Below are 24,283 nucleotides of genomic sequence, written 5' to 3' on the forward strand. Positions count from 1 at the left end.
CTAGCTGTAGGAGGGCATGACGTTGTTGACTCGGGCCGGTGCCAACGAGGCCGGAGGAGCGTCTCCGCAGGAGGTATGAGGCCGATGGTAGTTGTAGTGGTTCACCCACACCGCCAGGGCCTCACGCCGAGCTTGCTCTGAGGAGTACGGGCGGGCGTAGAGGACCTCATCGACCATCAGCCGGTTGTACCGTTCGACCTTCCCGTTATGGCGCGGGGTGTAGGGGCGGATCCGGTGGTGCCGGCCCCCGAGCGAGACCACCTTGGCGGTGAAGTCCACGGCCCGGTAGTTGTTCCCGTTGTCCGTGACCACCCGGTCCACGGTGATGCCGTGGGCGGCGAAGAACGCGCGGGCCCGGCAGAAGAACCCGATCGTGGTCACCGCCTTCTCGTCCTCCAACGCCTCGGTGTACGCCAGGCGGGTGTACCCGTCGATCGCCGAGTGCAGGTAGGTGTAGCCGACCCGCCGGCCTGCACCACGCTTGGAAGCACGGCCTGCTTCACTTTCACGTCCGTGAGCACGCCAGCCGCCCCCGTCTGGGATCTTCCCGATCTTCTTCACATCCAGGTGCACCATGTGCCCCGGGCCGCGGGCGGTGATCTTCTGGGGTCGTTGGCGCAGGTCTTCTCCGGCCGGGGTCAGGTCCCGTAGGCGGGAGATCCCGAGTCGGTGCAGCCACCGTCCCACGGTACGAAGACACACCCGGTGGCCCTCGGAGACGAGGTGGTGATGGATGCGCCGTGCGGACCACTTGCGCTCCCGCCGCAGGGCGTGGATCTGGGCGACCAAGACCGGATCGAGCTGGGCAGGTGAACGGTGCGGCCGGCTGGGCAGGTCCTGAAGGCCGGCTTCTCCCTGGGCGCGGTAGCGGGCGACCCAAGTGGCCACCGTGGGCCGGCTCACCCGGAACTCGGCGGCCACGTGCGCCTGCGGGATCCCGTCGTGCAGGTGGCGGTGGACCATCCTGAGTCGGCCGGTGGGGGTCAGGGGTGCGTTAGCGTGAGTCATGAGTGGGTCTCTTCTGGCAGGTGGGTTGTTGAGGAACTTCCATCCTGCGGGAGAGGCCCACTCGTCTCATCTCAGCCGGCGCCTCGTGGCAAGAACCTCATGACCCACAACACCTAGCCAGGCCTTCGACCGCCGACGCCGTGGCGCCTCGTCTCCGCTGGACGCGGGGACGGGGTCCGCCGAGATGCTCGGCCTGATCGCGACCGCGGCGTACCAACGGGAGGGCGGCCCTGGGGCGGGCCTGAGGCCACGCTGCCCGGAACCCGGCGACGCCTGGTCCTGGCCACGATGGCGCGCGCGTGCCTACCGTACTCCGGCCCGTCCTCGGTCCCGGGGCCCGGACGGGCGCACCCCGTCCCCCACGAAAGGTCCATGCGTGCAGCACCCCGTCGCCCTCAGATCCCTGAAGATCGCCCTCGCCTTCGTCGGTCTGCTCGTCGGCGCCGGCTTCGCCACCGGCGCCGAAGTCATCCAGTACTTCGTCGGCTTCGGCTGGATCGGCATCGTGGGCGCGGGACTGGCCGGCCTGCTCGTCACCGCCGGCGGCGCCGTCATCCTCCAGCTGGGCAGCGTGTTCCTCGCGGCCGACCACAAGGTCGTCTTCCGCAGCGTCTCGCACCCCGTGATGGCCCGGATCCTGGACGTCGTGGTGACGGTGACGCTCTTCGCGATCGGCGTCGTCATGCTCGCCGGGGCAGGCTCGACGCTCGCCCAGCAGTTCGGCTGGCCGACGTGGGCGGGCTCCACCCTGATGACCCTGCTCGTGCTCGTGACGGGCATGCTGGACGTGGAGAAGGTCTCCGCGATCATCTCCCTGATCACGCCCCTGGTGGTCGTCGCGGTCGTGGCCGGGTTCGTCCACGTCCTGGTCACCCGCGACGGCGGCTTCACCGCCCACGAGTCCCTCGCCGTCCAGGCCACCACGCCGGTGGACCCGTGGTGGCTGTCCTCGGTCAACTACTTCGGCCTCGTCGTCGTGATGGCCGTGTCCATGTGCCTCGTGATCGGCGGGTCCATCACCCACCCCCGGGAGGCGTTCCTCGGCGGCCTCACCGGTGGCCTGATGTACACCGCCCTGCTCCTGATGGCCTCCACGCTGCTCTACCTCGGCTACGCCGAGATCGGCCGCGCCGACGTCCCCATGCTGCGGCTGTTCGCCTCGATCGCGCCCTGGCTGGGCTGGGCGATGGTCGTGGTGATCTACCTGATGATCTTCAACACCGCGATCGGCATGTTCTACGCGCTGGGACGCCGCCTCACGGCCGACCGCCCGGGCCGCTACCGGCCCGTGTTCGCCGGCGTCACGCTGCTGGCCTTCGCGGTGAGCTTCGTCGGCTTCGGCGACCTGATGAACGTCGTCTACCCGGCGCTGGGCCACCTGGGGATCGTGCTCGCGCTCGTGCTCCTCGTCTGGTGGCTCACCCACCGCCGGCAGATCTCCGCCGAGTCGGGGCTGCGTCTGCGCCTGCTCGCGCTGCTCCGCCTGCGTGAGCATCCGGAGAAGACCTTCACGGCCCAGCACGCCGTGCAGCTGCAGGAGGCGGTCGGGGACTCCGTGGCGGCCCCAGGCGCGGTGACGGAGGCCCTCGAGGACGAGGTCGCCCAGGTGCTGGAGGAGGACGACGCGGTCACCCCCGACGAGGTGCATCCCGGTCCCGACGCCGGGCCCGAGCGTCCGGCAGGCGGCAGCCACTCCGCCTGAACGCGCCTGCCCGGCCGGGCACGGCGTCTCGGAGCGGCCCTGCGGCCGGGCCGGGGCGCCGTCGCCGTAGGATGGGGTGGCCGGCCGTGCCGCCGGCCCCGTCCGCGCCGCCCGAGGGCCGGCGCTCCATCCCGACTGCGTGAGGACTCGAACCGCCGTGAGCCAGACCCCCGACAGCGCCGTGCCGGCCACCCCCAGCATCCCCGCCGACGCGGAGTACTCGTTCCGTGACGTGGAGGCCCGCTGGGCCGGGTACTGGGAGCAGGCCGGGACGTTCGCCCCGCGCGAGGACGGCTCCGAGACCCGCACCGTGGTCGACATGTTCCCGTACCCGTCGGGCGACCTGCACATGGGGCACGCCGAGGCGTTCGCGATGGGCGACGTCGTCGCGCGCCACTGGATGCAGCGCGGCTTCGACGTGCTGCATCCCATCGGCTGGGACTCCTTCGGCCTGCCGGCCGAGAACGCCGCCATCAAGCGCGACGCCCACCCGGCCGAGTGGACCTACGCGAACATCGAGACGCAGAAGCGCTCCTTCCAGCGGTACGGCATCGCCGTGGACTGGTCCCGTGAGCTGCACACCTCGGACCCCGAGTACTACCGGTGGACCCAGTGGCTGTTCCAGCAGCTGTACCGCAGGGGCCTGGCGTACCGGAAGGACTCCCCGGTCAACTGGTGCCCCCAGGACCAGACGGTGCTCGCCAACGAGCAGGTCGTGGACGGCCGCTGCGAGCGCTGCGGCACCGAGGTCACCAAGCGGACCCTGAACCAGTGGTACTTCCGCATCACCGAGTACGCGGACGCGCTGCTGGACGACATGGACCAGCTCACCGGCCACTGGCCCGAGCGCGTGCTCGCCATGCAGCGCAACTGGATCGGCCGCTCCGAGGGCGCCCACGTCGACTTCCAGGTCGAGGACGGCCCCGTCGTCACGGTCTTCACCACCCGGCCGGACACGCTGCACGGCGCGACCTTCATGGTGGTCGCCGCCGACGCCCCGCTGGCCGCCGAGCTCGCCGGCGATGACGTGCGGGCCGAACTCGAGGCGTACCGGGAGGACCTGAAGAAGGTCTCGGACATCGACCGCCAGGCCACGGACCGCCCGAAGAGCGGCGTGTTCCTGGGCCGCCACGCCGTGAACCCGCTGACCGGTGAGCGTCTGCCGATCTGGGCCTCGGACTACGTGCTGGCCGACTACGGCACGGGCGCCATCATGGCCGTGCCGGCCCACGACCAGCGCGACCTCGACTTCGCCCGCGCCATGGGCCTGCCCGTGCGCACCGTGCTGGACACCGGCGAGGAGGACCCGGCGGTCTCCGGCGTCGCGACGACCGGCGAGGGCATCCTGGTGAACTCCGGGGAGCTCGACGGCCTGGACAAGACCGCGGCCATCGCGCGGGCCATCGAGATCGTGCAGGAGCGCGGCACCGGCCGGGGCACCACCACGTACCGGCTGCGCGACTGGCTGCTCTCCCGTCAGCGCTTCTGGGGCACCCCGATCCCCGTGGTCCACTGCCCGGACTGCGGCGAGGTGCTCGTGCCGGAGGACCAGCTGCCGGTCACCCTGCCGACCGACCTCAAGGGCGAGCAGCTCGCCCCCAAGGGCCAGTCGCCCCTGGCCGCGGCGACGTCGTGGGTCGAGGTGGACTGCCCGCAGTGCGGCGGCCCCGCGCGACGGGACACCGACACCATGGACACGTTCGTGGACTCGTCCTGGTACATGCTCCGCTACGCGTCCCCGAACGACGACGCCCGCGTCTTCGACCCCGAGGCCCTGCGCCGCTGGCTGCCCGTGGACCAGTACGTGGGCGGCGTGGAGCACGCGATCCTGCACCTGCTGTATGCCCGCTTCTTCACCAAGGCCCTGCACGACCTCGGCCTGGTGCCCTTCACCGAGCCGTTCCGCGCCCTGCTCAACCAGGGCCAGGTGCTCAACGGCGGCAAGGCCATGTCCAAGTCGCTGGGCAACGGCGTGGACCTGGGCGACCAGCTGGACGAGTTCGGCGTCGACGCCGTGCGCCTGACCATGGTGTTCGCCTCGCCGCCCGAGGACGACGTGGACTGGGCCGACGTCGCCCCGGGGGCCGCCGGCAAGTTCCTGGCCCGCGCGTGGCGCCTGGCCCGCGACGTCCGCGCGACGGGCGCCCCGGCCGGCACGGACCCGGCGGACGGGGCCGTGACCCTGCGCCGGGTGACGCACCGGACCGTGCACGAGGCCCAGCAGCTGCTGGACGACGGCAAGTTCAACGTGGTCGTCGCCAAGACGATGGAGCTGGTCAACGCGGCCCGCAAGGAGATCGACGCGGGCGCCGGCGCGGCCGACCCCGCCGTCCGCGAGGCCGCCGAGGCCGTGGCCGTGCTGATCTCCCTCGTGGCGCCGTACACGGCCGAGGACATGTGGGTCCTCCTGGGCCACGAGCCCTCCGTGGTCCGCGCCGGCTGGCCCGCGGTGGACGAGGCGCTGCTGGTCGAGGACACCGTCACGGCCGTCGTCCAGGTCAAGGGCAAGGTCCGCGACACCCTCGAGGTGCCCGCGGACATCACCGCCGAGGACCTCGAGGCGCGCGCCCGCGCGTCGCAGAAGGTGCGGAACTTCATCGGGGACGCCGAGATCGTCAAGGTGATCGTGCGCGAGCCCAAGCTCGTGAACCTGGTGATCCGCTGACCGCGTGAGACCGGCCCCGACCGGGCCGGGGGAGAGGAGGCAGGCCGTGGCGAGCATCGAGCAGTGGCGCGACGACGCGCTCGCCCGCCTGCGCTCCCGCCGCTCCCAGCTGGCCGGGCGGGCACGCTACGGGCTGCGCCCGCCCCGCCGGGACCGCACGGCCGTCGTCACGGACTCGGCCGCGGCCCTGCCCGGCGCCGTCCTCGGACACGGTCTGGCCGCCGGGATCCGCCAGGTGGCGCTGCCCGTCATGGTGGGCGAGCAGATCCACACGGAGGGCACGGACGAGCTCGCGCTGGAGCTGCCGCTGGCCCTGGCCGCCGGCACCCCGGTGCGCACCTCACGGCCCTCGCCGGGCGCGTTCCGGACGGCCTACGCCGAGCTGGCCCGCGCCGGCTACGCACGCATCCTCTCCGTCCACCTGTCCGGCGAGCTCTCCGGCACCGTGGAGGCCGCACGCCTGGCCGCCGCGGACGCCGAGCGCCCGGTGACCGTGGTGGACTCGCGCACCGTGGGCTTCGCGCTGGGCATGGCCGTGGTGGACGCCGCCGTGGACGCGGGGGTGGGCATGCCCGTGGCCCGCATCCGCGAGCGGCTCGAGGCCACCGTGGACTCCAGCCACGTGCTGTTCACGGTGCCCAGCCTCGAGCAGCTGCGCCGGGGCGGGCGGATCAGCGGGCTGGCCTCGCTGCTGGGCACGCTGCTGCAGGTGCGCCCCGTCATGGCCGTCGACGACGGCGCGATCGGCCTGGTCGACCGCCCGCGCTCCGCGGCCCGGGCCGTCGACCGGCTCGTGGAGCTCGCGACCGAGCGGGCCGGCGGGGACCCGGTGCGGATCGCCGTGCACGCGTACGGCGACCCCGAGACGGCCGTGCAGCTCGCGGAGCGGCTCCAGCCGATCTCCACCACCCCCGTGCCCGTCGTCGAGCTGCCCGCCGTGCTCGCCGCGCACCTGGGCCTGGGCGCCCTGGGTGTGGTGATCTGCCCGCTGGAATCGCCCACGGGGGGCTCGGGGGACTGAGGCCGCCCGTGCGGGAGCGCTGAGGAGACGGGCGCGTCCGTTCCTGCACACCGCCCTGGAGCGCGATGGTGATCCCCAAGCCGGGTGCGGGACGCGCCCGGCTCAGACGCGGGGACGCAGACTGCCCGCATGAGCCCCAGCCACCGCCTCTGCGACGATCCGCCCGCCTTCGCCCCGGACCCCGCGCCCTCGGCCGTCCCCGACGTCGACACGGCCAGCCCGCACGCCGCGTCCCGGTGGGAGCGCACCCCGCCCCGGGGCCCGGTGCTGCGGTGGCGGCCGGCCCTGCTGGCGGTCACGGTGCTGCTCGTCGCCGCCGCGGCCTGGTGGGCGGTGGCCTGGTTGACCACCCCGGCGCCGCCTTCGGCGATCCCGGCGGCCGCGGCCGGTGCGGGCATCCCGCAGACCGACGCTCCCTCCACCGCCCCGTCGGCGGCGGGCACCGACGCGCGGACGCCGGAGGCGGGGCCGTCGGGGGAGGCGTCCGGCCCCGCCGGGTCCACCCCGCTGCGGGTGCACGTGGTGGGCGAGGTCGCCCGGCCGGGTGTGGTCAGCCTCGCGCCGGGCTCCCGGGTGGCCGACGCCGTGCGCGCCGCCGGCGGCACGACCCGGCACGCCCGGGCGGAGCGCATCAACCTCGCGGCCCCGCTGGACGACGGCCAACAGGTCCTCGTCCCCTCCGCCCACACGCCGCAGGACGCCCTGGACCGGGTGGCCGGGGCCGCGCAGGCGCAGCCCACGCCGACCACGGGCAGGGCCGGTGCCGGAGGCGAGCCGGGCGGCGCCGAGTCCGGCGACACCGTGGACCTGAACACCGCCGACGCCACGGAGCTGCAGACCCTGCCCGGCGTCGGCCCCGCCACGGCGGAGAAGATCATCGCCCACCGCGAGACGGTCGGCCCGTTCACCGGCCTGCCGGACCTGGACGCGGTGCCCGGCATCGGCCCGGCCACGCTCGACCGGCTGCGTGACCACGTCTCGTGGTGAGCCCGGCCCCGGGTCCGTCCAGCGATCCCATGGACCGCCGCGCCCGCCACCGCGAGGTGCCCGGCCCGCTCGAGGCCCGGTGGGTGCCCGCCCTGCTCGCCTGCCTGACCCTCGGGATCCTCGGCGTCGCCTGGGACGCCCCGGCCCGCTCGGCGGCGGCCCTCACCGGGTTGGCCGTCGCCGCGGCCGCCGTCCTGGGGGCCGCCCGCTCGACCGGTCGGATACGGGGCGTGGCCACCGCGACGGCGCTGGCCGGCGTAGCCGCGGCCCTGATGCTGCAGCACTCGGCCGGGCCCGCCGCCGCGGCCAGCGCCAGCGGTTGGACCGGCGCGGTGCACGCCGGCTCACCGCTGCGGCTCGAGCTGACCCTGGACGGGCCCGCCACCCGGAGCGAGGCGACCTTCGGCCCGCGCTGGAGCGTTCCCGTGCGGGTCGAGACGTTCGGTCACCCGCCACGGGCCCCCGAGGCCGCCGTGACGGCCCGACTCACGGGCGGGGGCCCACCGCCCGCGACGATCGCCGCGCCGTCGGACGGGACGGCGGCCCCCGGCGGCGGGCCGGGATCGCGGGTGTGCGTGGTGGCCCGGCCGTCGAGGTCCGGTTCCACCGTGTTCCTGGCCGCCGCGGCCGTCCCGCAGCCGGGTCCCTGCCCCGGCGGGGCGGAGACGGCAGGCGGGGCCACCGGCGGCGACCCGGGCCCGCCGCGGCGGGAGGCGCTGCGCGCCGCATTCCGTCAGTCCGCGGAGGGCACGGTCGGCGCGGCGCCGGAGCTCATCCCGGGGCTGGTGCTGGGCGACCGCTCCGCCCAGGGGCCCGCCCTCGACGACGCCATGAAGGCCTCGGGCCTGTCGCACCTGTCTGCCGTGTCCGGGGCCAACGTGGCCATGATCCTCGGCGCGGTCGCGATCACCCTGCGCTGCGCGCGGGTGCACCGGGCGGTGGTCCTCAGCGCCGGGCTGGCGGTCCTCGGGGTGTTCGTGGTCGTCGTGGGACCGGAGCCGTCCGTGCTCCGGGCAGCCGTGATGGGCGCTCTCGGAGCCCTCGCGGTGTTCTTCGGCCGCGCGCGGCAGGCGTTCGGACTCCTGGCGGTGGGCGGCACGGCCCTGCTCGTCGCGGTGCCGGCCCTCGCCGTGGAACCGGCCTTCCACCTCTCCCTGGCGGCGACCGCGGGCATCGTCCTGGGCGGCGCGCCCCTCGACCGTGCGCTGCACGCCGGGCTCGGCCGGGTGCTGCCCGACGTCGTGGCGCGGTGGCTCTCGGCGTCGCTCGCGGTGACCGTGGCCGCCCACCTGGCCTGTCAGCCGATCATCCTGTCCATGACGGGCGAGGTGTCGGCCTACGCGGTGCCGGCCAATCTGCTGGCCGCCCCGGCCGTGCCGCCCGTGACCGTCCTGGGCACCCTCGCCGCGGCCCTCGCCCTGCCCGCGCCGGGGATCGCCGCCGCCCTCGTGGCCGTGATCCAGTGGCCCGCGGCCTGGATCGGGTGGGTCGCCCACACCAGCGCCTCGCTGCCCGGGGCGCTGCGTCCGTGGCCGGCCGGGGCCCTCGGTGCCGGGCTGGGCGTCCTGCTGGTGGCCGCGACGCTCCTCGGATTCGCCGCCGTGCTCCTGCTCGAACGACGCCGGGCCGCCCCGGTGCGGCGTGTCGGCCGCAGCGCGCCGCGGACCCGCGAGCGCCTCCCCGCCCTGGTCGTGCTCGCCGCCGCGCTGGCCGCGGCCACCACGGGTGCGGTCGGGGCGGTCCTCGTGCCGCGGGCCTCGGGCGCGGCCCCGCCGGACTGGGCGGTGGCGTTCTGCGACGTCGGCCAGGGGGACATGGCCGTGTTCCGGTCCGGCCCGCACGCGGGGGTCGTCGTCGACGTCGGGCCCGAGCCGGGGCTCGCTCGTCGCTGCCTCGACGACCTCGACGTCGACCGGGTGGACGCCGTGCTGCTCACCCACCTGCACGCCGACCACGCCGGGGGACTGGCCGGCGTTGTCGACCGCGCCTCCCCCGGGGCGGTGCACTACGCGACCCGGGACGCACCGGGGCAGGGCAGGGGAGGGCGCGGCGGGGAGGCGGAGGGCGTCGACCCGCCCGCCGACGCGGCACGGCTCCGCACCGGCGCGACGGGCACGGCCGGGCCGGTGCGGTGGCACGTGCTGCTCGCCGACGCGCGGGCCCCCGAGGAGAACGACGCCTCCGCCCAGGTGCTGGTCACCGTCGAGAGCGGGGCCGGTCCGGTCACGACGCTGGTCACCGGCGACATGGAGGAGGACGCCTCCGCGGCGTGGGTCGCGGGGCGCCGGTCCGATGCCGCCGCACCGCCGCACGTGGACGTGCTCAAGGTCGCCCACCACGGCGCGCGCAACGGTGGGACGGCCGTGCCGCGCGCCGTCGGCGCCCGCCTGCACGTGGTCTCCGTGGGCGCCGACAACCCGTACGGACACCCCCACCGGGCCACGGTGGACGCGCTCGGCCGCCTCGGGCCGGTGGCCCGCACGGACCTGCACGGCACGCTGGCCCTCACGGCTGCGGACGGCCCCGACCCCGACGGCGCGCCCGAGATCGCGGCTCACACCGTCCGCCCGCCCTCGAGCGTCCGCACCGGACCCTAGGATGGGACGCATGTCCGCCGCCCGCAGCCCCCGTTCCGGCCGAGCCGGCCGCACCGACCCGCTGGCCTGGCGGCGAGCCGAGCCCGCCCCGCTCATGCTCCTCAAGGGGCCCGAGGACCATGCCGCCCGCTGGGTGACGGACCGCGTGACCCAGGCTCTGCGCGAGCGCCACGGCCAGCTGGAGATCCACCGGCTCCGCGCGGGGGAGTACCAGCCCGGCCAGCTGGCCACCGCGGCCAGCCCGTCCCTCTTCGCCGAGCCCACCCTCATCACGGTCGAGGGCCTCGAGGCCATGAACGACGCGTTCCTCGAGGACGCCCTGCGCCTCGTCCAGCAGGGCCCGGGCGCGGAGGACGTCACGCTCGTGCTGCGCCACACCGGCGGCAACCGCGGCAAGAAGCTGCTGGACGCCGTCGCCCAGGCCGGCACGGTGGTCGAATGCGTGCCGCTGAAGAAGGACGAGGAGCGGCTGGCCTTCGTGCAGGCCGAGTTCCGCGACCGGCGTCGACGCATCGACGAGGAGGCGGCCCGCGCGCTCATCCGCGCCACCGGCGCCTCGCTCACGGAGCTCGCGGCCGCGTGCGCCCAGCTCGTCGACGACACCGAGGGCGTCGTCACCGTCGAGACCGTGGACACCTACTACAGCGGCCGCGTGGAGGCCACGAGCTTCGCGGTGGCCGACGCGGCGCTCGAGGGGCAGGCGGCGAGGGCCGTGTCCCTCGTGCGGCACGCGATGGCCACCGGCGTGCACCCGGTGATGATCACCGCGGCGCTCGCGCTCAAGGCGCGGCAGGTGGCACGGATGATCGACGCCCGCCGGCCCGCCGCCGAGCTGCCGTCCCTGCTCGGGGTGGCCCCGTTCCAGGTGCGCTACATCCAGCAGGCGGCGCGGCACTGGACGGCGGCCGGCATCGCGCAGGCCGTGGAGTGGATCGCCCAGGCCGACGCCGAGGCCAAGGGCGCCTCCCGCAACCCGGAGTTCGCCGTCGAGCGCGCGGTCATCCGCGTGGCCACCGCCGTCAGCCGCTGACGGCGCCGCCGGACGGCACGCGACGGGGGCAGCCCGGACACGACGCGGCCCCCGCACCGATCGCTCGGGGCGGGGGCCGCGGTCACAGCCGGGGGGCGTGGATCAGCCGAGGAGGGCCTTCACGCGGGCGGCGATGCCGGACTTGCGGTTCGCGGCCTGGTTCTTGTGGATGACGCCCTTCGAGGCGGCCTTGTCCAGCTTGCGGGAGGCGGTGCGCAGCGCGGCGGCGGCGGCCTCGGCCTCGCCGGCGGCGACGGCCTTGTCCACGGCGCGGATGGCGGTCTTCAGCTCGGACTTCACCGCGACGTTGCGCTGGCGCGCCTTCTCGTTGGTGAGGATGCGCTTCTTCTGGGACTTGATGTTAGCCAAATCGGGTCCTTCGTCGTCGGCGGCGCGGACGAGGGTCCGGGCGCCGCATGAACAGGGGGTCGTGGAGGGTGCCCGGATCCGTGGACTGAGCGGCGTGGGGAACACCGATGATGACCCGTTCCGGGGGTGCCCGTCGACCGGCGGACACAATGCGGACGATCCTACCACCCAGACCCTGCGATCCGCGCGGCGGACTCAGCGCCCCCGCCGCCGGGCGCGGGCCAGCGCGGCCGTGACCCGGTCGAAGGCCGCCCGGTCCAGGACGCCGCCCTCCCGGCGCACCGCGGCCGGATCCACGCGGACCACCCGGTCCAGCTTCGCCTCCGAGGCGCGGCCGGACCGGTCCCAGGCGCCCGCGCCCACGTTCACGTAGTCCTCGTCCCGGGCCAGGGCGTTGTTCCGGTCCCGGCTGGTCAGCATGAGCCCGAGCAGGTGCGCCCCGTCCCGGCCGATCAGGAGCACGGGGCGGTCCTTGCCCCGGCCGTCCATCTCCTCGTACGGCACCCAGGTCCACACGACCTCGCCCGGCCCGGCCGTCGGCCCGGGCACGGGCGCGTACTCGACGCGGACGGTCCCGGTGAAGTCCGGCAGGGACGCGTGGCGGCCGGTGTCCTGTCGCCGGGGCCGGCGCTCCTGCCCGGGCCCGGGCATCGGCCACGAGTCGGTGGGCTCCGTGGGGTCCCACGCGGGCCCGGGAGGCCCGGGCGGGCCCGGGAAGGGTGACGGGCCGCTCCGGTCGCCGGCCCGTCGACCGGCCTCGGAGGCGGCTCGACGCGGCCGGGCGTCGTCGCGGAGGGCGCCGATCAGGCGTGCCGTCCGGCGGCCGAGGGACAGGGCGCGATGCAGGTCGAAGGCCATGGGCGTGAATCTAGTGGACGCGCGGGCCCGGCGTCCGGGTCGGGTCGGCGGCGGGACATGAGAGACTAGGCGGTCAGAGTCCCGTCCCCGTCACCCGTAGAGGAAGTGCCCGTGTCGCCCCTGGCGTCGAACCCCCCGGTGCCCGCTGCCACCGACCCCTCGGTGATCCGCAACTTCTGCATCATCGCCCACATCGACCACGGCAAGTCCACGCTGGCGGACCGCATGCTGCAGGCCACCGGCGTCGTGCAGCCCCGCGACATGAAGGCCCAGTATCTGGACCGCATGGACATCGAGCGTGAGCGCGGCATCACCATCAAGTCCCAGGCCGTGCGCATGCCCTGGTCCGTGGACGGGGTGGACTACGCCTTGAACATGATCGACACCCCCGGGCACGTGGACTTCACCTATGAGGTCTCCCGCTCGCTGGCCGCGTGCGAGGGCGCGATCCTGCTGGTGGACGCCGCCCAGGGCATCGAGGCCCAGACCCTGGCGAACCTCTACCTCGCCATGGAGCACGAGCTGGAGATCATCCCCGTGCTCAACAAGATCGACCTGCCCGCCGCGGATCCGGACCGCTACGCGGCCGAGCTGGCCTCCCTGATCGGCTGCGAGCCCGAGGACGTGCTGCGCGTCTCCGGCAAGACGGGCGTCGGCGTCGAGGAGCTGCTGGACCGCGTGGTCCGCGCCGTCCCCGGCCCGGAGGGGGACGCGGACGCCCCGGCCCGCGCGATGATCTTCGACTCCGTGTACGACACCTACCGGGGCGTCGTCACGTACGTGCGCGTCGTGGACGGCCGGCTCTCCCCGCGGGAGAAGGTCCGCATGATGTCCACGGGCACCACCTACGAGCTCCTCGAGATCGGCGTCTCCTCCCCGGAGCCCGTGCCCACCAAGGGCCTGGCCGCGGGCGAGGTGGGCTACCTCATCACCGGCGTGAAGGACGTGCGTCAGTCCAAGGTGGGCGACACGGTCACCAACCACGCCCACCCGGCGGAGCAGTCCCTGGGTGGCTACGAGGACCCCAAGCCCATGGTGTTCTCGGGTCTGTACCCCATCGACGGCTCGGACTATCCCGTGCTGCGTGACGCCCTGGACAAGCTCAAGCTCAACGACGCCGCGCTCGTCTACGAGCCGGAGACCTCGGTCGCGCTGGGCTTCGGCTTCCGCGTCGGCTTCCTCGGTCTGCTGCATCTGGAGATCGTGCGCGAGCGCCTCGAGCGCGAGTTCGACCTCGACCTCATCTCCACCGCGCCCAACGTGGTCTACGAGGTCACCCGGGAGGACCGTGAGGTCGTCACCGTGACCAACCCCTCCGAGTTCCCCGAGGGCAAGATCCTCGAGGTGCGCGAGCCCATGGCCTCGGCCACGATCATCGTGCCGGCCGAGTTCATCGGCGCCGTCATGGAGCTGTGCCAGGCCAAGCGCGGCAATCTCAAGGGCATGGACTACCTCTCCGAGGAACGCGTGGAGATCCGCTACTGGATCCCGCTGGCCGAGATCGTGTTCGACTTCTTCGACCAGCTCAAGTCCCGCACCAAGGGGTACGCCTCGCTGGACTGGAAGGCCGACGGCGACCAGGTCGCCGACCTCGTCAAGGTGGACATCCTGCTCCAGGGCGAACAGGTGGACGCGTTCTCCTCGATCACCCACAGGGACAACGCCTACGCGTACGGCGTGATGATGACGGGCAAGCTCAAGGAGCTGATCCCGCGCCAGCAGTACGAGGTGCCGATCCAGGCCGCCATCGGCTCGCGCATCATCGCCCGCGAGAACATCCGCGCGATCCGCAAGGACGTGCTCTCCAAGTGCTACGGCGGCGACATCTCCCGCAAGCGCAAGCTGCTCGAGAAGCAGAAGGAGGGCAAGAAGCGCATGAAGATGGTCGGCCGGGTGGAGGTCCCGCAGGAGGCCTTCATCGCCGCCCTGTCCTCGGACGGCGCCGGCGCCGACCAGGCGGCGAAGAAGTAAGTGCCCGCCCTGCCCCTCGGCGAGCCCGTCCCCGACGACGGCCGGCTGCCGGCCGACGTCGGGCAGCGGGTGCGCGCGGCCGCCCGCGACGGCGCGGCGCGCACCTTCAGCCTGTACGTCCACGTGCCGTTCTGCACGGTGCGCTGCGGCTACTGCGACTTCAACACGTACACGGCCGTCGACCTCGGCCCCGGCGCGGGTCGCGGCGACTACTGGGAGTCGGCGGTCGCGGAGCTGGACTTCGCCGCGGACGTGCTCGCGTCCTCGGACGTGCCCGCCCGCCCGCTGCACACGGTGTTCTTCGGCGGCGGCACGCCCACGCTCCTGCCGGCCGCGGACCTCGTGCGCATCCTCCAGGCGGCGGTGGACCGGTTCGGGATCGCGCCCGGCGCGGAGGTGACCACCGAGGCCAACCCGGACACGATCACCCCGGAGTACGCCCGCCAGCTCGCGGCCGGCGGCTTCACCCGTCTCTCCCTGGGCATGCAGTCCGCGATGCCGCACGTGCTCGCCACGCTCGAGCGCACCCATCGGCCCGAGTCCGTCCCCGCCGCCGTCGCCGCGGCCCGCGAGGCCGGCCTGGAGGTGTCCCTGGACCTGATCTACGGGACCGCGGGGGAGTCCCTCGCCGACTGGCGGGCCACGCTCGAGGCCGCCGTCGCCCTGGCCCCGGACCACGTGAGCGCGTACTCGCTGATCGTGGAGGAGGGCACCAAGCTCGGGGCCCAGGTGGCCCGCGGCGAGGTGGCGGACGTGGACCCCGACGACCAGGCGGACAAGTACCTGCTCGCCGAGGAGCTGCTCGGCGCCGCCGGCTACCGCTGGTACGAGGTGTCCAACTGGGCGCGCGACCCGCAGGGCTCCGGCGTCCACCGTGCGCGGCACAACGTGGCGTACTGGGAGGACCAGGACTGGTGGGGGATCGGCCCGGGTGCGCACTCGCACCTCGCCGGGGTCCGGTTCTGGAACGCCAAACACCCCGCCGCCTACGCGCAGCGGCTGGCCACGGGGGTCACCCCCGCCGTCGGCCGCGAGCGGCCCGACGCCGACGCGCGGCGCCTCGAGCGCATCATGCTCGCGGTGCGCACGGTGGGCGGGCTCCCGACCGCGGAGCTCGTCTCGGAGACGCCGGGGGAGGCCGCGCGGATCCGTGGGGCGATCGCCGAACTCATCGCCGCGGGCCTGCTGGACGGGCGCGCCGCCGTCGACGGCCGCATCGTCCCCACGCTCGAGGGGCGGCTGCTCAACGACGCGATCGTCCGGGCGCTGGCCGGCTTCTGACCGGCCGGCCCCGGGTCAGCGCAGGATGCGCAGGTTGAACGGGTACCGGAACGGACGGCCCTTGGACACGTGCGAGGCGCCCATCACGCCGTAGGCCGCCATGGCGGCCCACGTGAGCGCGCCGAGGATCGCGAAGATCGGGCCGACCACCGGCAGCAGGGACAGGAAGAAGAACAGGAGCGTGATGAGCGTGGGCGGCCCGGAGAAGTTCAGGGCCTCGCGCGACTCCTGCGAGGTGAACGGGCCGCGGTCGCGGTAGAGCAGCCACACGACCAGCGGGCCGAGCACGCCGAACGCCAGACTGAGGTGGGCCAGCGCCGCGCGGTCACGGTCCTGCTTCGCCGTGAGCGGGGCGCCGCGGCCGCCGGCCGAGACGAGCCAGGCGGGCGGGCCGTGGCCGGTGCGGCCGGCGTCGGGCTGCGCGCGGGTGTTCACGAGGGGCTCCTCCTGGATCGCGGGACCCGCGCGCCGGGGACCGGGCGCAGGGCATGGGCCAGCATAGCGCGGGCGGGCGGGGGCCGCGCCGAGATCAGTGCTCGGGTGCGGCGGTGAGGAAGTCGATGAGCTCCTCCACGCGGCCAAGCAGGGACGGCTCGAGGTCCGCGTACGTGGTGACGTGGGAGAGCAGCCGCTTCCACCCCAGCCCCGTGGCCTCCTTGCTCCCGTGCGGCCAGCCCAGTCCCCGCAGGATCCCCGTCTTCCAGTCCTGCCCCTTCGGCACGACGGGCCACGCGGGGATGCCGAGGACGGAGGGCTTGATGACCTGCCAGACGTCCACGTAGGGGTGACCGAGGATGAGCACGTTGCCCGCGGCCCCCGGCACGCGCATGGCCTCGGCCGCGAGGCGCTCCTCCTTGGACCCGGTGACGAGATGGTCCACGAGGATCCCGAGCCGGCGCCGCGGACCGGGGGCGAACGCACGGATCGCCCCGGCGAGGTCGTCCACGCCGTGCAGGGGCTCCACGACGATGCCCTCGAGGCGCAGGTCCTCGCCCCACACCTTCTCCACCAGCTCGGCGTCGTGCACGCCCTCCACCCAGATGCGAGAGGCGCGGGCGGTGCGGGCCCGCGCCCCCTCGACCCGTCGCGAGCCGGAGGCGGTGCGGGCCGGCGCCGCCGGGGCCGCGGCGGTCGGGGGGACCAGGGTCACGGGCTCGCCGTCGATCCAGAAGCCGCCGCCGAGGGGGAAGCCGCGGCGCACGCCGCGGCGGTCCTCCAGGACCACCACGTGCACGCCGCCGGAGCGCTCGATGCCGATCACGGCCCCGGTGAACCCGGAGGCCACGTCCTCGACCACCGTGCCGGGGGTGGCGGGCACATCGGGGACGGTCCGGGCGGGGCGGCGCGTCAGGTCGTCGTGGCCCGCGGGGCCCCAGCTGCTCCAGTCCATGGGAGAGCACGGTAGCAACGGGGGCGGGCGATCACCGTGAGCGAAGCCGTGCGGGCCGGTCGGGTCGTCCCCCGGGTCGGACGGTAGCATTGGCACTTGACCCGCCGGAGTGCCAGCCAGGGGCACCTCCGGGGTCGCCCCGGATCCCGACGGACCAGAGGAGGACCGAGATGTCGGAGCAGCCCCGCCGCCTGCAGGTGCTCCAGGCGATCGTGGAGGACTACGTGGCGCTGCGCGAGCCCGTGGGCTCCAAGGCGCTCGTGGAACGGCACGCCCTGGGCGTGTCCTCCGCGACCGTGCGCAACGACATGGCTGCGCTCGAGGAGGAGGGCCTCATCGTGGCCCCGCACACCTCCGCCGGGCGCGTCCCCACGGACAAGGGCTACCGCGTGTTCGTCGACCGCCTCTCCGAGGTGAAGCCGCTGTCCCCGGCCGAGCGCCGGGCCGTGCGGACCCTGCTGGACCCGGAGACGGACACCGAGCACATGATGGAGTCCACGGTGCGCCTCCTGGCCCAGCTGACCCAGCAGGTCGCCGTCGCGCAGTTCCCCCACGAGGACGGCTCCACGATCCGCCACCTCGAACTGGTCTCCCTCGCGCCCACGCGCGTGCTCGTGGTCCTCATCCTGTCCACGGGGCGGGTGGACCAGCGGCACGCCGTGCTGGACCGTCCGGTCGACGAGGCGGAGCTGTCCGTGCTCCGCGGCCTCCTGCTGGACGCCCTGCTGGGGCTCGGTCCGGTGCAGGCGGCCACCGTGGTGGACGACGTCGTCACCCGGGTCCGCCCGGAGCACCGGCAGTCCGCCGCCCTCGTGGCCGCGGCCGTCCAGGACCTCCTCGAGGCCGGCCGGGAGGACCGCATTGTGCTGGCCGGCACCGCCAACCTGGCCCGCTCCCCGGGGGACTTCGGCGCGTCCATCGGGCCGATCCTGGAGGCGCTCGAGGAGCAGGTGGTGCTGCTGCGCCTGCTCACGGAGATGGAGCAGGACGCCCACGGGGTGTCCGTGCGGATCGGCTCCGAGAACGCCGGATCGCTCGCGGACACCTCGGTGGTCGCAGCCGCCTACGGCCCCGGCGCCGTGGCGAAGGTCGGCGTCATCGGTCCGACCCGGATGGACTACCCGGGCACCATGGCCGCCGTCCGGGCGATCGCCCGCTATCTCTCCCGCATCCTGACCACCTGACGCGCCTCCGCGCGTCCTGGCGGGCCCCGTCCCGCATCGCCCCACGTCCCGCTCTCCCCGAGAGGAATCCCCACCGTGACCGACCACTACGAGACGCTCGGCGTCAGCCGTGACGCCAGCACCGAGGAGATCCGCCGCGCCTACCGCAAGCTCGCGCGCACCCACCACCCGGACGTCAACCCCGACCCGGAGGCGGCCGAGCAGTTCAAGCGCATCTCCCACGCCTACGAGGTGCTCTCGGACGAGGGCCGGCGTCGGGCCTACGACACGACGGGCAACGAGAACGGCCAGGCCGGCTTCCCGGGCGGCTTCGGCGGGGCGGGCGGCTTCGGGGGCTTCGCCGACATCTTCGAGACCTTCATGAACGCCGCCGGCCAGGGCGGCCGCGGCGGCCCCGCCAGCCGCGCCCGCCGCGGCCAGGACGCCCTGGTGACCGCGCGGATCGACCTGCGCGACGCCGTCTTCGGCGGCGAGCAGACGATCGAGCTGGACACGGCCGTGCGCTGCGAGCGGTGCGAGGGCTCGTGCTGCGAGCCCGGCACCCAGCCGGAGACCTGCCAGACCTGCCACGGCCACGGCATGATCCAGCGCCCCGTGCGGTCGCTGCTGGGCACCGTCATGGCCACCGAGGCCTGCCCCGCCTGCCAGGGGTTCGGCACCGTCATCCCGACGCCCTGCCACGAGTGCGACGGGCAGGGCCGCGTCCGCACCCGGACGCCGCTGACCCTGCGCATCCCCGCGGGCGTGGACGACGGCACCCGCATCCACCTCGCCGGCCGCGGCGAGGCCGGCCCGGGCGGCGGCCCGAACGGCGACCTCTACGTGGAGATCGCGGTCCGCCCGGACGAGACCTTCCGCCGCGAGGGCGACCACCTGGCCACCACCGTGACCGTCCCCATGGCCGCCGCGGCCCTGGGCACCACCGTCACGCTGGACACCCTGGACGGCAAGCAGTCCCTCAGCCTGGACCCGGGCGTGCAGTCCGGCCACGTCGAGGTCCTCCACGGCCTGGGCGTCGGTCGCCTGCGCGGGCAGGGCCGTGGCGACCTCAAGGTGGACGTGGTGGTCACCACGCCCACCGACCTGGACGACGAGCAGCGCCAGCTCCTGGAGCGCCTGGCCGAGGTGCGCGGCGAGGAGGTCGTGCACGGCGCACCCCAGGCCAAGGGCATGTTCGCCCGGCTGCGGGAGAACCTGAGGAACCTGTGACCGCCCCCCTGTTCCACCTCGAGCCGGGCGCCCTGGCCGGCGCGAGCGCGGGCGCGGAGGTCGTCTTCGACGGCGCCGAGGCCCGGCACGCCGCCGCGGCCATGCGCCTGGCCCCCGGGGAGGCCGTGCTCCTGGCCGACGGGTCGGGCACGCTCGGCCACGGCACCGTGCTCGCGGCCGCCCCGGACGCGGTGTCCGTGCGGCTGGACGCGGTGGCGGAGGAGCCGGCGCCCACCCCGGCGCTCGTGCTCGTCCAGGCCCTCGCCAAGGGCGACCGGGACCTCATGGCGGTCCAGGCCGCCGTCGAGCTCGGCGTGGACGCCGTGGTGCCCTGGGAGGCGGAGCGCTCGATCGTCCGCTGGAAGGGCCCCAAGGCCGCCAAGGCCCGCCAGAAGTGGGCGGACACGGCCCGCGCGGCCGCCAAGCAGGCGCGTCGCGCCCGGGTGCCCGCGGTCCGGGACCACGTCTCCGGGACGGCGGTCGCCGGGCTGGCCTGGGACGACGACGGCGGCCGGCTCGTCCTCGTACTGCACGAGGACGCGGAGCACGGGGTGTCCGCGGTGCCGGCGGAGCGACTCTCCGCGGCCGTCGAGATCGCCGTCGTCGTGGGCCCCGAGGGCGGGATCGGCCCGGCCGAGCTCGAGGCCTGCGTGGCCGCGGGGGCCGTGCCGGTGCGGCTCGGCCCGCACGTGCTGCGCGCCTCCACGGCCGGCCCCGCCGCCCTCGCCGTGCTCCAGCACCGGCTCGGCCGCTGGTGAGCCCCGGCAGGACGGCGCGCCGACGCCTAGACTGGTCGGGATGTCCCGCCCCCGCGACCCCGAGGTGATCCGCCCCATCGTGACCGTGCCCCCCACGACCCCGACCCCGCCCGCCACCGCGCACGAGGGGGTCGCGTTCGAGTCCGCCGACCTCATGGTCCGCACGCTCGGACCGCAGGACGCCCTGCTGCGGATCCTCGGCGGCGTGTTCCCCACCGTGGACGTCACGGTCCGCGACCAGCGGCTGGACCTGGCCGGGCCGGTGGCCGAGGTGGCCACGGTGCGGCGCGTCGTCGAGGACCTGCGCTCGATCGCCCGCCGCGACCAGGCCGTCACCCCCGAGGTGATGGGCCAGGTCGTCCACCACGTCCGCGACGCCGCCACCGGGCGCGGCGCGGGTCAGCTGCACCTGGACTCGATCCTCTCGGGCCGGGGCCGCCGCATCCGCGCGAAGACCCTGCACCAGCAGGACTACGTGGAGGCGATCGACCGCTCCACCGTCGTCTTCGGCATCGGCCCGGCCGGCACCGGCAAGACCTACCTGGCGATGGCCAAGGCGGTGCAGGCGCTGCAGGCCAAGGAGGTCAACCGGATCATCCTCACCCGCCCGGCCGTCGAGGCCGGCGAACGGCTCGGCTTCCTGCCCGGCGGGCTCTCCGAGAAGATCGACCCGTACCTGCGCCCCCTGTACGACGCGCTGCACGACATGATCGAGCCCGAGTCGATCCCGCGGCTGATGGAGGCCGGGACCATCGAGGTCGCCCCGCTGGCGTACATGCGCGGCCGCACCCTGAACGACGCGTTCGTGATCCTCGACGAGGCCCAGAACACCACCGGCGAGCAGATGAAGATGTTCCTGACCCGCCTCGGCTTCGGTGCGCGCATGGTCGTCACGGGCGACACCTCGCAGGTGGACCTGCCGCGCGGCACCCAGTCCGGCCTGGCCCAGGCCGTCGAGGTGCTCGAGGGGATCGAGGGACTGGAGATGGTCCGCTTCGACTCCTCGGACGTGGTCCGGCACTCGCTGGTGAGCGCCATCGTGGACGCCTACGACGCCGCCCGCGGCCCCGCGGAGCGGTCCCAGAAGCGAGGAGGGGCCCGCCGTGGCCGTTGAGATCCTGAACGAGTCGGGGATCGAGGTCCCCGAGGACGCGCTGCTGCGCATGGCCCGGCACGTGTACGCGCGCCTGCACGTCCACGAGCGCGCCGAGACGGCCGTGACCGTCGTGGACGCCGCACGCATGGCCGAGCTGCACGAGGAGTGGATGGACCTGCCCGGGCCCACCGACGTGATGAGCCTGCCCATGGACGAGCTGACCCCCGGCTCGCCCGAGGCGCCGGCCGAGGGCGTGCTCGGCGACGTCGTGCTCTGCCCCGAGGTCGCCGCCGAGCAGGCGGCGCGCGGCGGGCACTCCCGTGACGACGAGCTGCTCCTGCTGCTCACCCACGGCATGCTCCACCTGCTCGGGTACGACCATCTCGAGGACGCCGAGCGCGAGGAGATGTTCACGCTCCAGGATCGGCTCGTCTCCGAGGTCCTGGGGCGGCCCGCCCCGGCCCCCACCGTCGAGGATTGACGGCACCGCCCATGCTGACGCCCGCCGTCCTCTTCGCCCTGTTCCTGGTCTTCCTCGGCCTGACCTGGACGCTGTCCCTGGCCGAGTCCGCGTTCTCCTACCTCTCCCGGCGGGACGCGGAGGACATCGTCCGCGAGCAGCCCGGCTCCAAGGTCCTGGAGATCGCCCGCGAGCGGGAGAGCCACCTCGGGGCCCTGCGGGTCTGGCGCTTCGTCGCCGAGGCCCTGTCGGCCGTCTGCCTGACCGCGGCCGCCGACGCGGTGGTGGACGACACGTGGCTCACCGTGGCGATCGCCGCGGTCGTGCTCGTGGGCGTGGCCGCCCTGCTGGGCGTCTGGAGCCCGCGGCCGATCGGCTCCCGCAACGAGGCCGCCGTCGCCCGCCGCCTCGGCGGGCTCGTGTGGGTGCTCCGCCGGGCCCTGGGCCCGCTCGCCGCCCGCCTGGACCGGGACCGGCGCCGTCGCGAGGTCGAGCCGGAGGACGAGGACGACTTCCAGGAGCGCCACCTGCGCGAGTTCGTCGCCCGCGCCCACGACGCGGACGTGCTCGCCGACTCCGAGGCGGAGCTGATCCAGTCGGTGTTCTCCATGAACGACACCATCGTCCGCTCCGTCATGGTGCCGCGCACCGACGTCGTCACGATCGACGCCGACCACACGCTCGGCCAGGCCATGGCCCTGTTCCTGCGCTCCGGCAACTCCCGCATCCCGGTGATCGGCGAGGACGCCGACGACATCCGGGGCATGCTGCACCTCAAGGACGTCACCCGCGCCCTGCACCACGACGGCGCTGCGACCGACACCCCCGTCACCGAGGTCATGCGCGACGTCCGCTTCGTCCCCGAGTCGAAGTCCGTGGCCACCCTCCTGCAGGAGCTGCAGCGCGAGTCCACCCACGTGGCCGTGGTGGTGGACGAGTACGGCGGCACGGCGGGGCTCGTGACGCTCGAGGACCTCATCGAGGAGATCGTCGGCGAGATCTACGACGAGGACGACCACCCGGACCGCCCCGAGGTGGAGTTCGTCGCGCCCGGCGTCTACTCCGTCGACGCGCGCATGGGCATCCACGACTTCCGGGAGGAGTTCGAGCTGCCGGAGGAGGACGAGGACGACGACGTCGACACGGTCGGCGGCCTCCTGGCCAAGGAGCTCGGCCGCGTCCCGATCCAGGGCTCGCGCGTCGTGGTCCAGGGGATCGAGCTCGTCGCGGACACCCTCGAGCCCCGCCGCAACCGGGTCGCGCGCCTGCGCGTCTCCGAGACCCCCGACCGCCCGGTGCGGCTGCGCCGGCGCGAGGAGCAGGCCCACGGCGCCACGCCCGCCGACCCCGTGGCCTGAGCCGGCCGCCCCACCCCACGCCCCGCCTGACAAGGATGACCCCATGACCGATCTCGTCGATCCGGCCCGCGCCGCGGACGGCTTCCGTTCCGGCTTCGTCTCGCTCGTGGGCCGGCCGAACGCCGGCAAGTCCACGCTCACCAACGCGCTGGTGGGGGAGAAGGTGGCGATCACCTCCTCCAAGCCGCAGACCACGCGCCACACCATCCGCGGGATCGTCCACCGCGAGGACTTCCAGCTCGTGCTCGTGGACACCCCGGGCCTGCACCGGCCCCGCACCCTGCTCGGCGAGCGCCTCAACGACCTCGTGGCGGAGACGCTCAACGAGGTCGACGCCGTGGGCATGTGCCTGCCGGCCGACGAGGCGATCGGTCCCGGCGACCGGTTCATCGCCCAGCAGCTCTCCTACCTGCACCGCACCCCGGTGGTCGCCGTGGTGACGAAGACGGACAAGGTGGGCCCGGAGCAGCTCATGGCGCAGCTCGTGGCCGTGACCGCGCTGGGCGACGAGGTCCTCGGGCCGGAGAACGGCGGGGAGGGCTTCGCGGCCGTCGTGCCGGTCTCGGCGGTGGCCGGCCGCCAGGTCGACGACGTCCTGGGCGTCTTCGCGGGCCTGCTGCCGGCCGGGCCGCCCCTGTACCCCGACGGCGAGCTCACGGACGAGCCGGAGGCGGTCATGGTCGCCGAGCTCATCCGGGAGGCGGCCCTGGAGGGCGTGCGCGACGAGCTGCCGCACTCGGTGGCCGTGATGGTCGAGGAGATGTCCCTGCGCGAGGACCGCCCCGCGGATCGGCCCCTCATGGACGTGTGGGCGAACGTCTTCGTCGAACGGGACAGCCAGAAGGGCATCATCATCGGCAAGGGCGGCTCCCGGCTGCGTGAGATCGGCGCGCAGGCGCGGGCGGGCATCGAGCGCATGCTCGGCACCAAGGTGCACCTGGACCTGCGGGTCAAGGTCGCCAAGGAGTGGCAGCGCGACCCCAAACAGCTCGGCCGACTCGGCTTCTGAGCCCGAGGCCCCGGCCCGGGCGCGCACGCGCCGGAGCGGGCCGCCGTCGTCGTGCGTCACACGGGGACGGCCTCCTGTGGCCCGGCCCACCTCGGTGCTAGGGTCGGGGGCATGTCCCTCCGCCTCGCGACGACAGCGCCGGCCACGGCCCGCCTGCTACTTCCCGGCCGCACGGGGTCCCCGTGCCAGGCCGTGATCCACGCCGCCTGAGCGCATGCGGAGGCAGGACGCCTCCCACCGGACCGGACACCCCGTGCGGAGCCCCTGACCTCCCGGTCCGGCCACCGACCACCCACCTTTCGCGCGCCCGCCGCGCGCACGTCGAGGGAG

20 protein-coding genes are annotated in these 24,283 nt (G+C 74.5%); 15 read left to right on the top strand and 5 right to left on the bottom strand.

Annotated features, from left to right (window positions below):
• A complete protein-coding gene (locus ABIB16_RS02840; RefSeq protein ID WP_354436039.1) occupies positions 1–1,008 on the bottom strand; it encodes an IS481 family transposase in 1,008 nt (335 codons plus the stop codon).
• A gap of 376 nt (positions 1,009–1,384) precedes the next feature.
• On the opposite strand from ABIB16_RS02840, the gene ABIB16_RS02845 reads away from it, so the two are divergent.
• The 6 genes from ABIB16_RS02845 (at position 1,385) to holA (ending at position 11,010) form a co-directional block, all read left to right on the top strand.
• Complete coding sequence (locus tag ABIB16_RS02845) at positions 1,385–2,710, top strand: YkvI family membrane protein (protein ID WP_044659806.1); 1,326 nt, start codon at positions 1,385–1,387, stop codon at positions 2,708–2,710.
• Positions 2,711–2,867: 157 nt separating this feature from the next.
• The gene (gene leuS / locus ABIB16_RS02850; protein WP_134377194.1) at positions 2,868–5,375 is read left to right on the top strand and encodes a leucine--tRNA ligase; all 2,508 of its coding nucleotides are present in this window, start codon (positions 2,868–2,870) and stop codon (positions 5,373–5,375) included.
• A gap of 46 nt (positions 5,376–5,421) precedes the next feature.
• Positions 5,422–6,396: a DegV family protein gene (locus ABIB16_RS02855; protein WP_134377193.1), complete on the top strand. Its 975-nt coding sequence runs from the start codon at positions 5,422–5,424 to the stop codon at positions 6,394–6,396.
• A gap of 129 nt (positions 6,397–6,525) precedes the next feature.
• Positions 6,526–7,383, top strand: coding sequence for a ComEA family DNA-binding protein (locus ABIB16_RS02860; RefSeq protein ID WP_134377192.1), 858 nt, complete (start codon positions 6,526–6,528; stop codon positions 7,381–7,383).
• 29 nt (positions 7,384–7,412) lie between these two features.
• Positions 7,413–9,980 (top strand): ComEC/Rec2 family competence protein, encoded by a 2,568-nt coding sequence (locus ABIB16_RS02865; RefSeq protein ID WP_354436040.1) that lies wholly within the window; start codon positions 7,413–7,415, stop codon positions 9,978–9,980.
• A 10-nt stretch (positions 9,981–9,990) separates the two neighbouring features.
• Entirely contained in the window at positions 9,991–11,010 is a 1,020-nt protein-coding gene (gene holA, locus ABIB16_RS02870; protein ID WP_049146780.1) for a DNA polymerase III subunit delta, read from the top strand.
• 102 nt (positions 11,011–11,112) lie between these two features.
• Here holA and rpsT read toward each other — a convergent pair whose 3' ends face one another.
• Together rpsT and ABIB16_RS02880 are read right to left on the bottom strand one after the other, a co-directional pair.
• On the bottom strand, positions 11,113–11,379 hold the full coding sequence (rpsT, locus tag ABIB16_RS02875; protein ID WP_002854699.1) for a 30S ribosomal protein S20: 267 nt from the start codon (positions 11,377–11,379) through the stop codon (positions 11,113–11,115).
• 195 nt (positions 11,380–11,574) lie between these two features.
• A complete protein-coding gene (locus tag ABIB16_RS02880; protein WP_210078866.1) occupies positions 11,575–12,237 on the bottom strand; it encodes a type II toxin-antitoxin system PemK/MazF family toxin in 663 nt (220 codons plus the stop codon).
• A gap of 111 nt (positions 12,238–12,348) precedes the next feature.
• Here ABIB16_RS02880 and lepA point away from each other — a divergent pair, with 111 nt between their 5' ends.
• Positions 12,349–14,208: a translation elongation factor 4 gene (gene lepA / locus ABIB16_RS02885; protein WP_044659803.1), complete on the top strand. Its 1,860-nt coding sequence runs from the start codon at positions 12,349–12,351 to the stop codon at positions 14,206–14,208.
• On the top strand, positions 14,209–15,489 hold the full coding sequence (hemW, locus tag ABIB16_RS02890) for a radical SAM family heme chaperone HemW (protein WP_049146776.1): 1,281 nt from the start codon (positions 14,209–14,211) through the stop codon (positions 15,487–15,489).
• A 15-nt stretch (positions 15,490–15,504) separates the two neighbouring features.
• Here the strand turns inward: hemW and ABIB16_RS02895 are convergent, their stop codons facing one another.
• Positions 15,505–15,924, bottom strand: a complete 420-nt coding sequence (locus tag ABIB16_RS02895; RefSeq protein ID WP_049146774.1) for a DUF4870 domain-containing protein — start codon at positions 15,922–15,924, stop codon at positions 15,505–15,507.
• 94 nt (positions 15,925–16,018) lie between these two features.
• Positions 16,019–16,879 (bottom strand): DUF3097 family protein, encoded by an 861-nt coding sequence (locus ABIB16_RS02900; protein ID WP_010078617.1) that lies wholly within the window; start codon positions 16,877–16,879, stop codon positions 16,019–16,021.
• 170 nt (positions 16,880–17,049) lie between these two features.
• On the opposite strand from ABIB16_RS02900, the gene hrcA reads away from it, so the two are divergent.
• The 7 genes from hrcA to era all read left to right on the top strand — a co-directional run bounded on the left by hrcA (position 17,050) and on the right by era (position 23,953).
• Positions 17,050–18,063, top strand: a complete 1,014-nt coding sequence (gene hrcA, locus ABIB16_RS02905) for a heat-inducible transcriptional repressor HrcA (protein ID WP_134417004.1) — start codon at positions 17,050–17,052, stop codon at positions 18,061–18,063.
• Positions 18,064–18,138: 75 nt separating this feature from the next.
• Positions 18,139–19,272 carry a molecular chaperone DnaJ gene (dnaJ, locus tag ABIB16_RS02910; RefSeq protein WP_134417003.1) on the top strand — a complete coding sequence of 378 codons (1,134 nt, stop codon included), beginning with the start codon at positions 18,139–18,141 and terminating at the stop codon, positions 19,270–19,272.
• Positions 19,269–20,030, top strand: a complete 762-nt coding sequence (locus tag ABIB16_RS02915; RefSeq protein ID WP_041103735.1) for a 16S rRNA (uracil(1498)-N(3))-methyltransferase — start codon at positions 19,269–19,271, stop codon at positions 20,028–20,030. The genes dnaJ and ABIB16_RS02915 overlap by 4 nt, the downstream gene beginning before the upstream one ends.
• Positions 20,031–20,070: 40 nt before the next feature.
• Entirely contained in the window at positions 20,071–21,144 is a 1,074-nt protein-coding gene (locus ABIB16_RS02920) for a PhoH family protein (RefSeq protein WP_036336560.1), read from the top strand.
• Entirely contained in the window at positions 21,134–21,607 is a 474-nt protein-coding gene (ybeY, locus tag ABIB16_RS02925) for an rRNA maturation RNase YbeY (protein WP_041103738.1), read from the top strand. The genes ABIB16_RS02920 and ybeY overlap by 11 nt, the downstream gene beginning before the upstream one ends.
• 11 nt (positions 21,608–21,618) lie before the next feature.
• The gene (locus ABIB16_RS02930; protein ID WP_041103740.1) at positions 21,619–22,944 is read left to right on the top strand and encodes a hemolysin family protein; all 1,326 of its coding nucleotides are present in this window, start codon (positions 21,619–21,621) and stop codon (positions 22,942–22,944) included.
• Positions 22,945–22,987: 43 nt separating this feature from the next.
• Entirely contained in the window at positions 22,988–23,953 is a 966-nt protein-coding gene (era, locus tag ABIB16_RS02935) for a GTPase Era (protein WP_041103742.1), read from the top strand.
• Positions 23,954–24,283 lie beyond the last annotated feature (330 nt).

Source organism: Micrococcus sp. UYEF5 (assembly GCF_040546065.1).
Classification (GTDB): Bacteria; Actinomycetota; Actinomycetes; order Actinomycetales; family Micrococcaceae; genus Micrococcus; species Micrococcus luteus.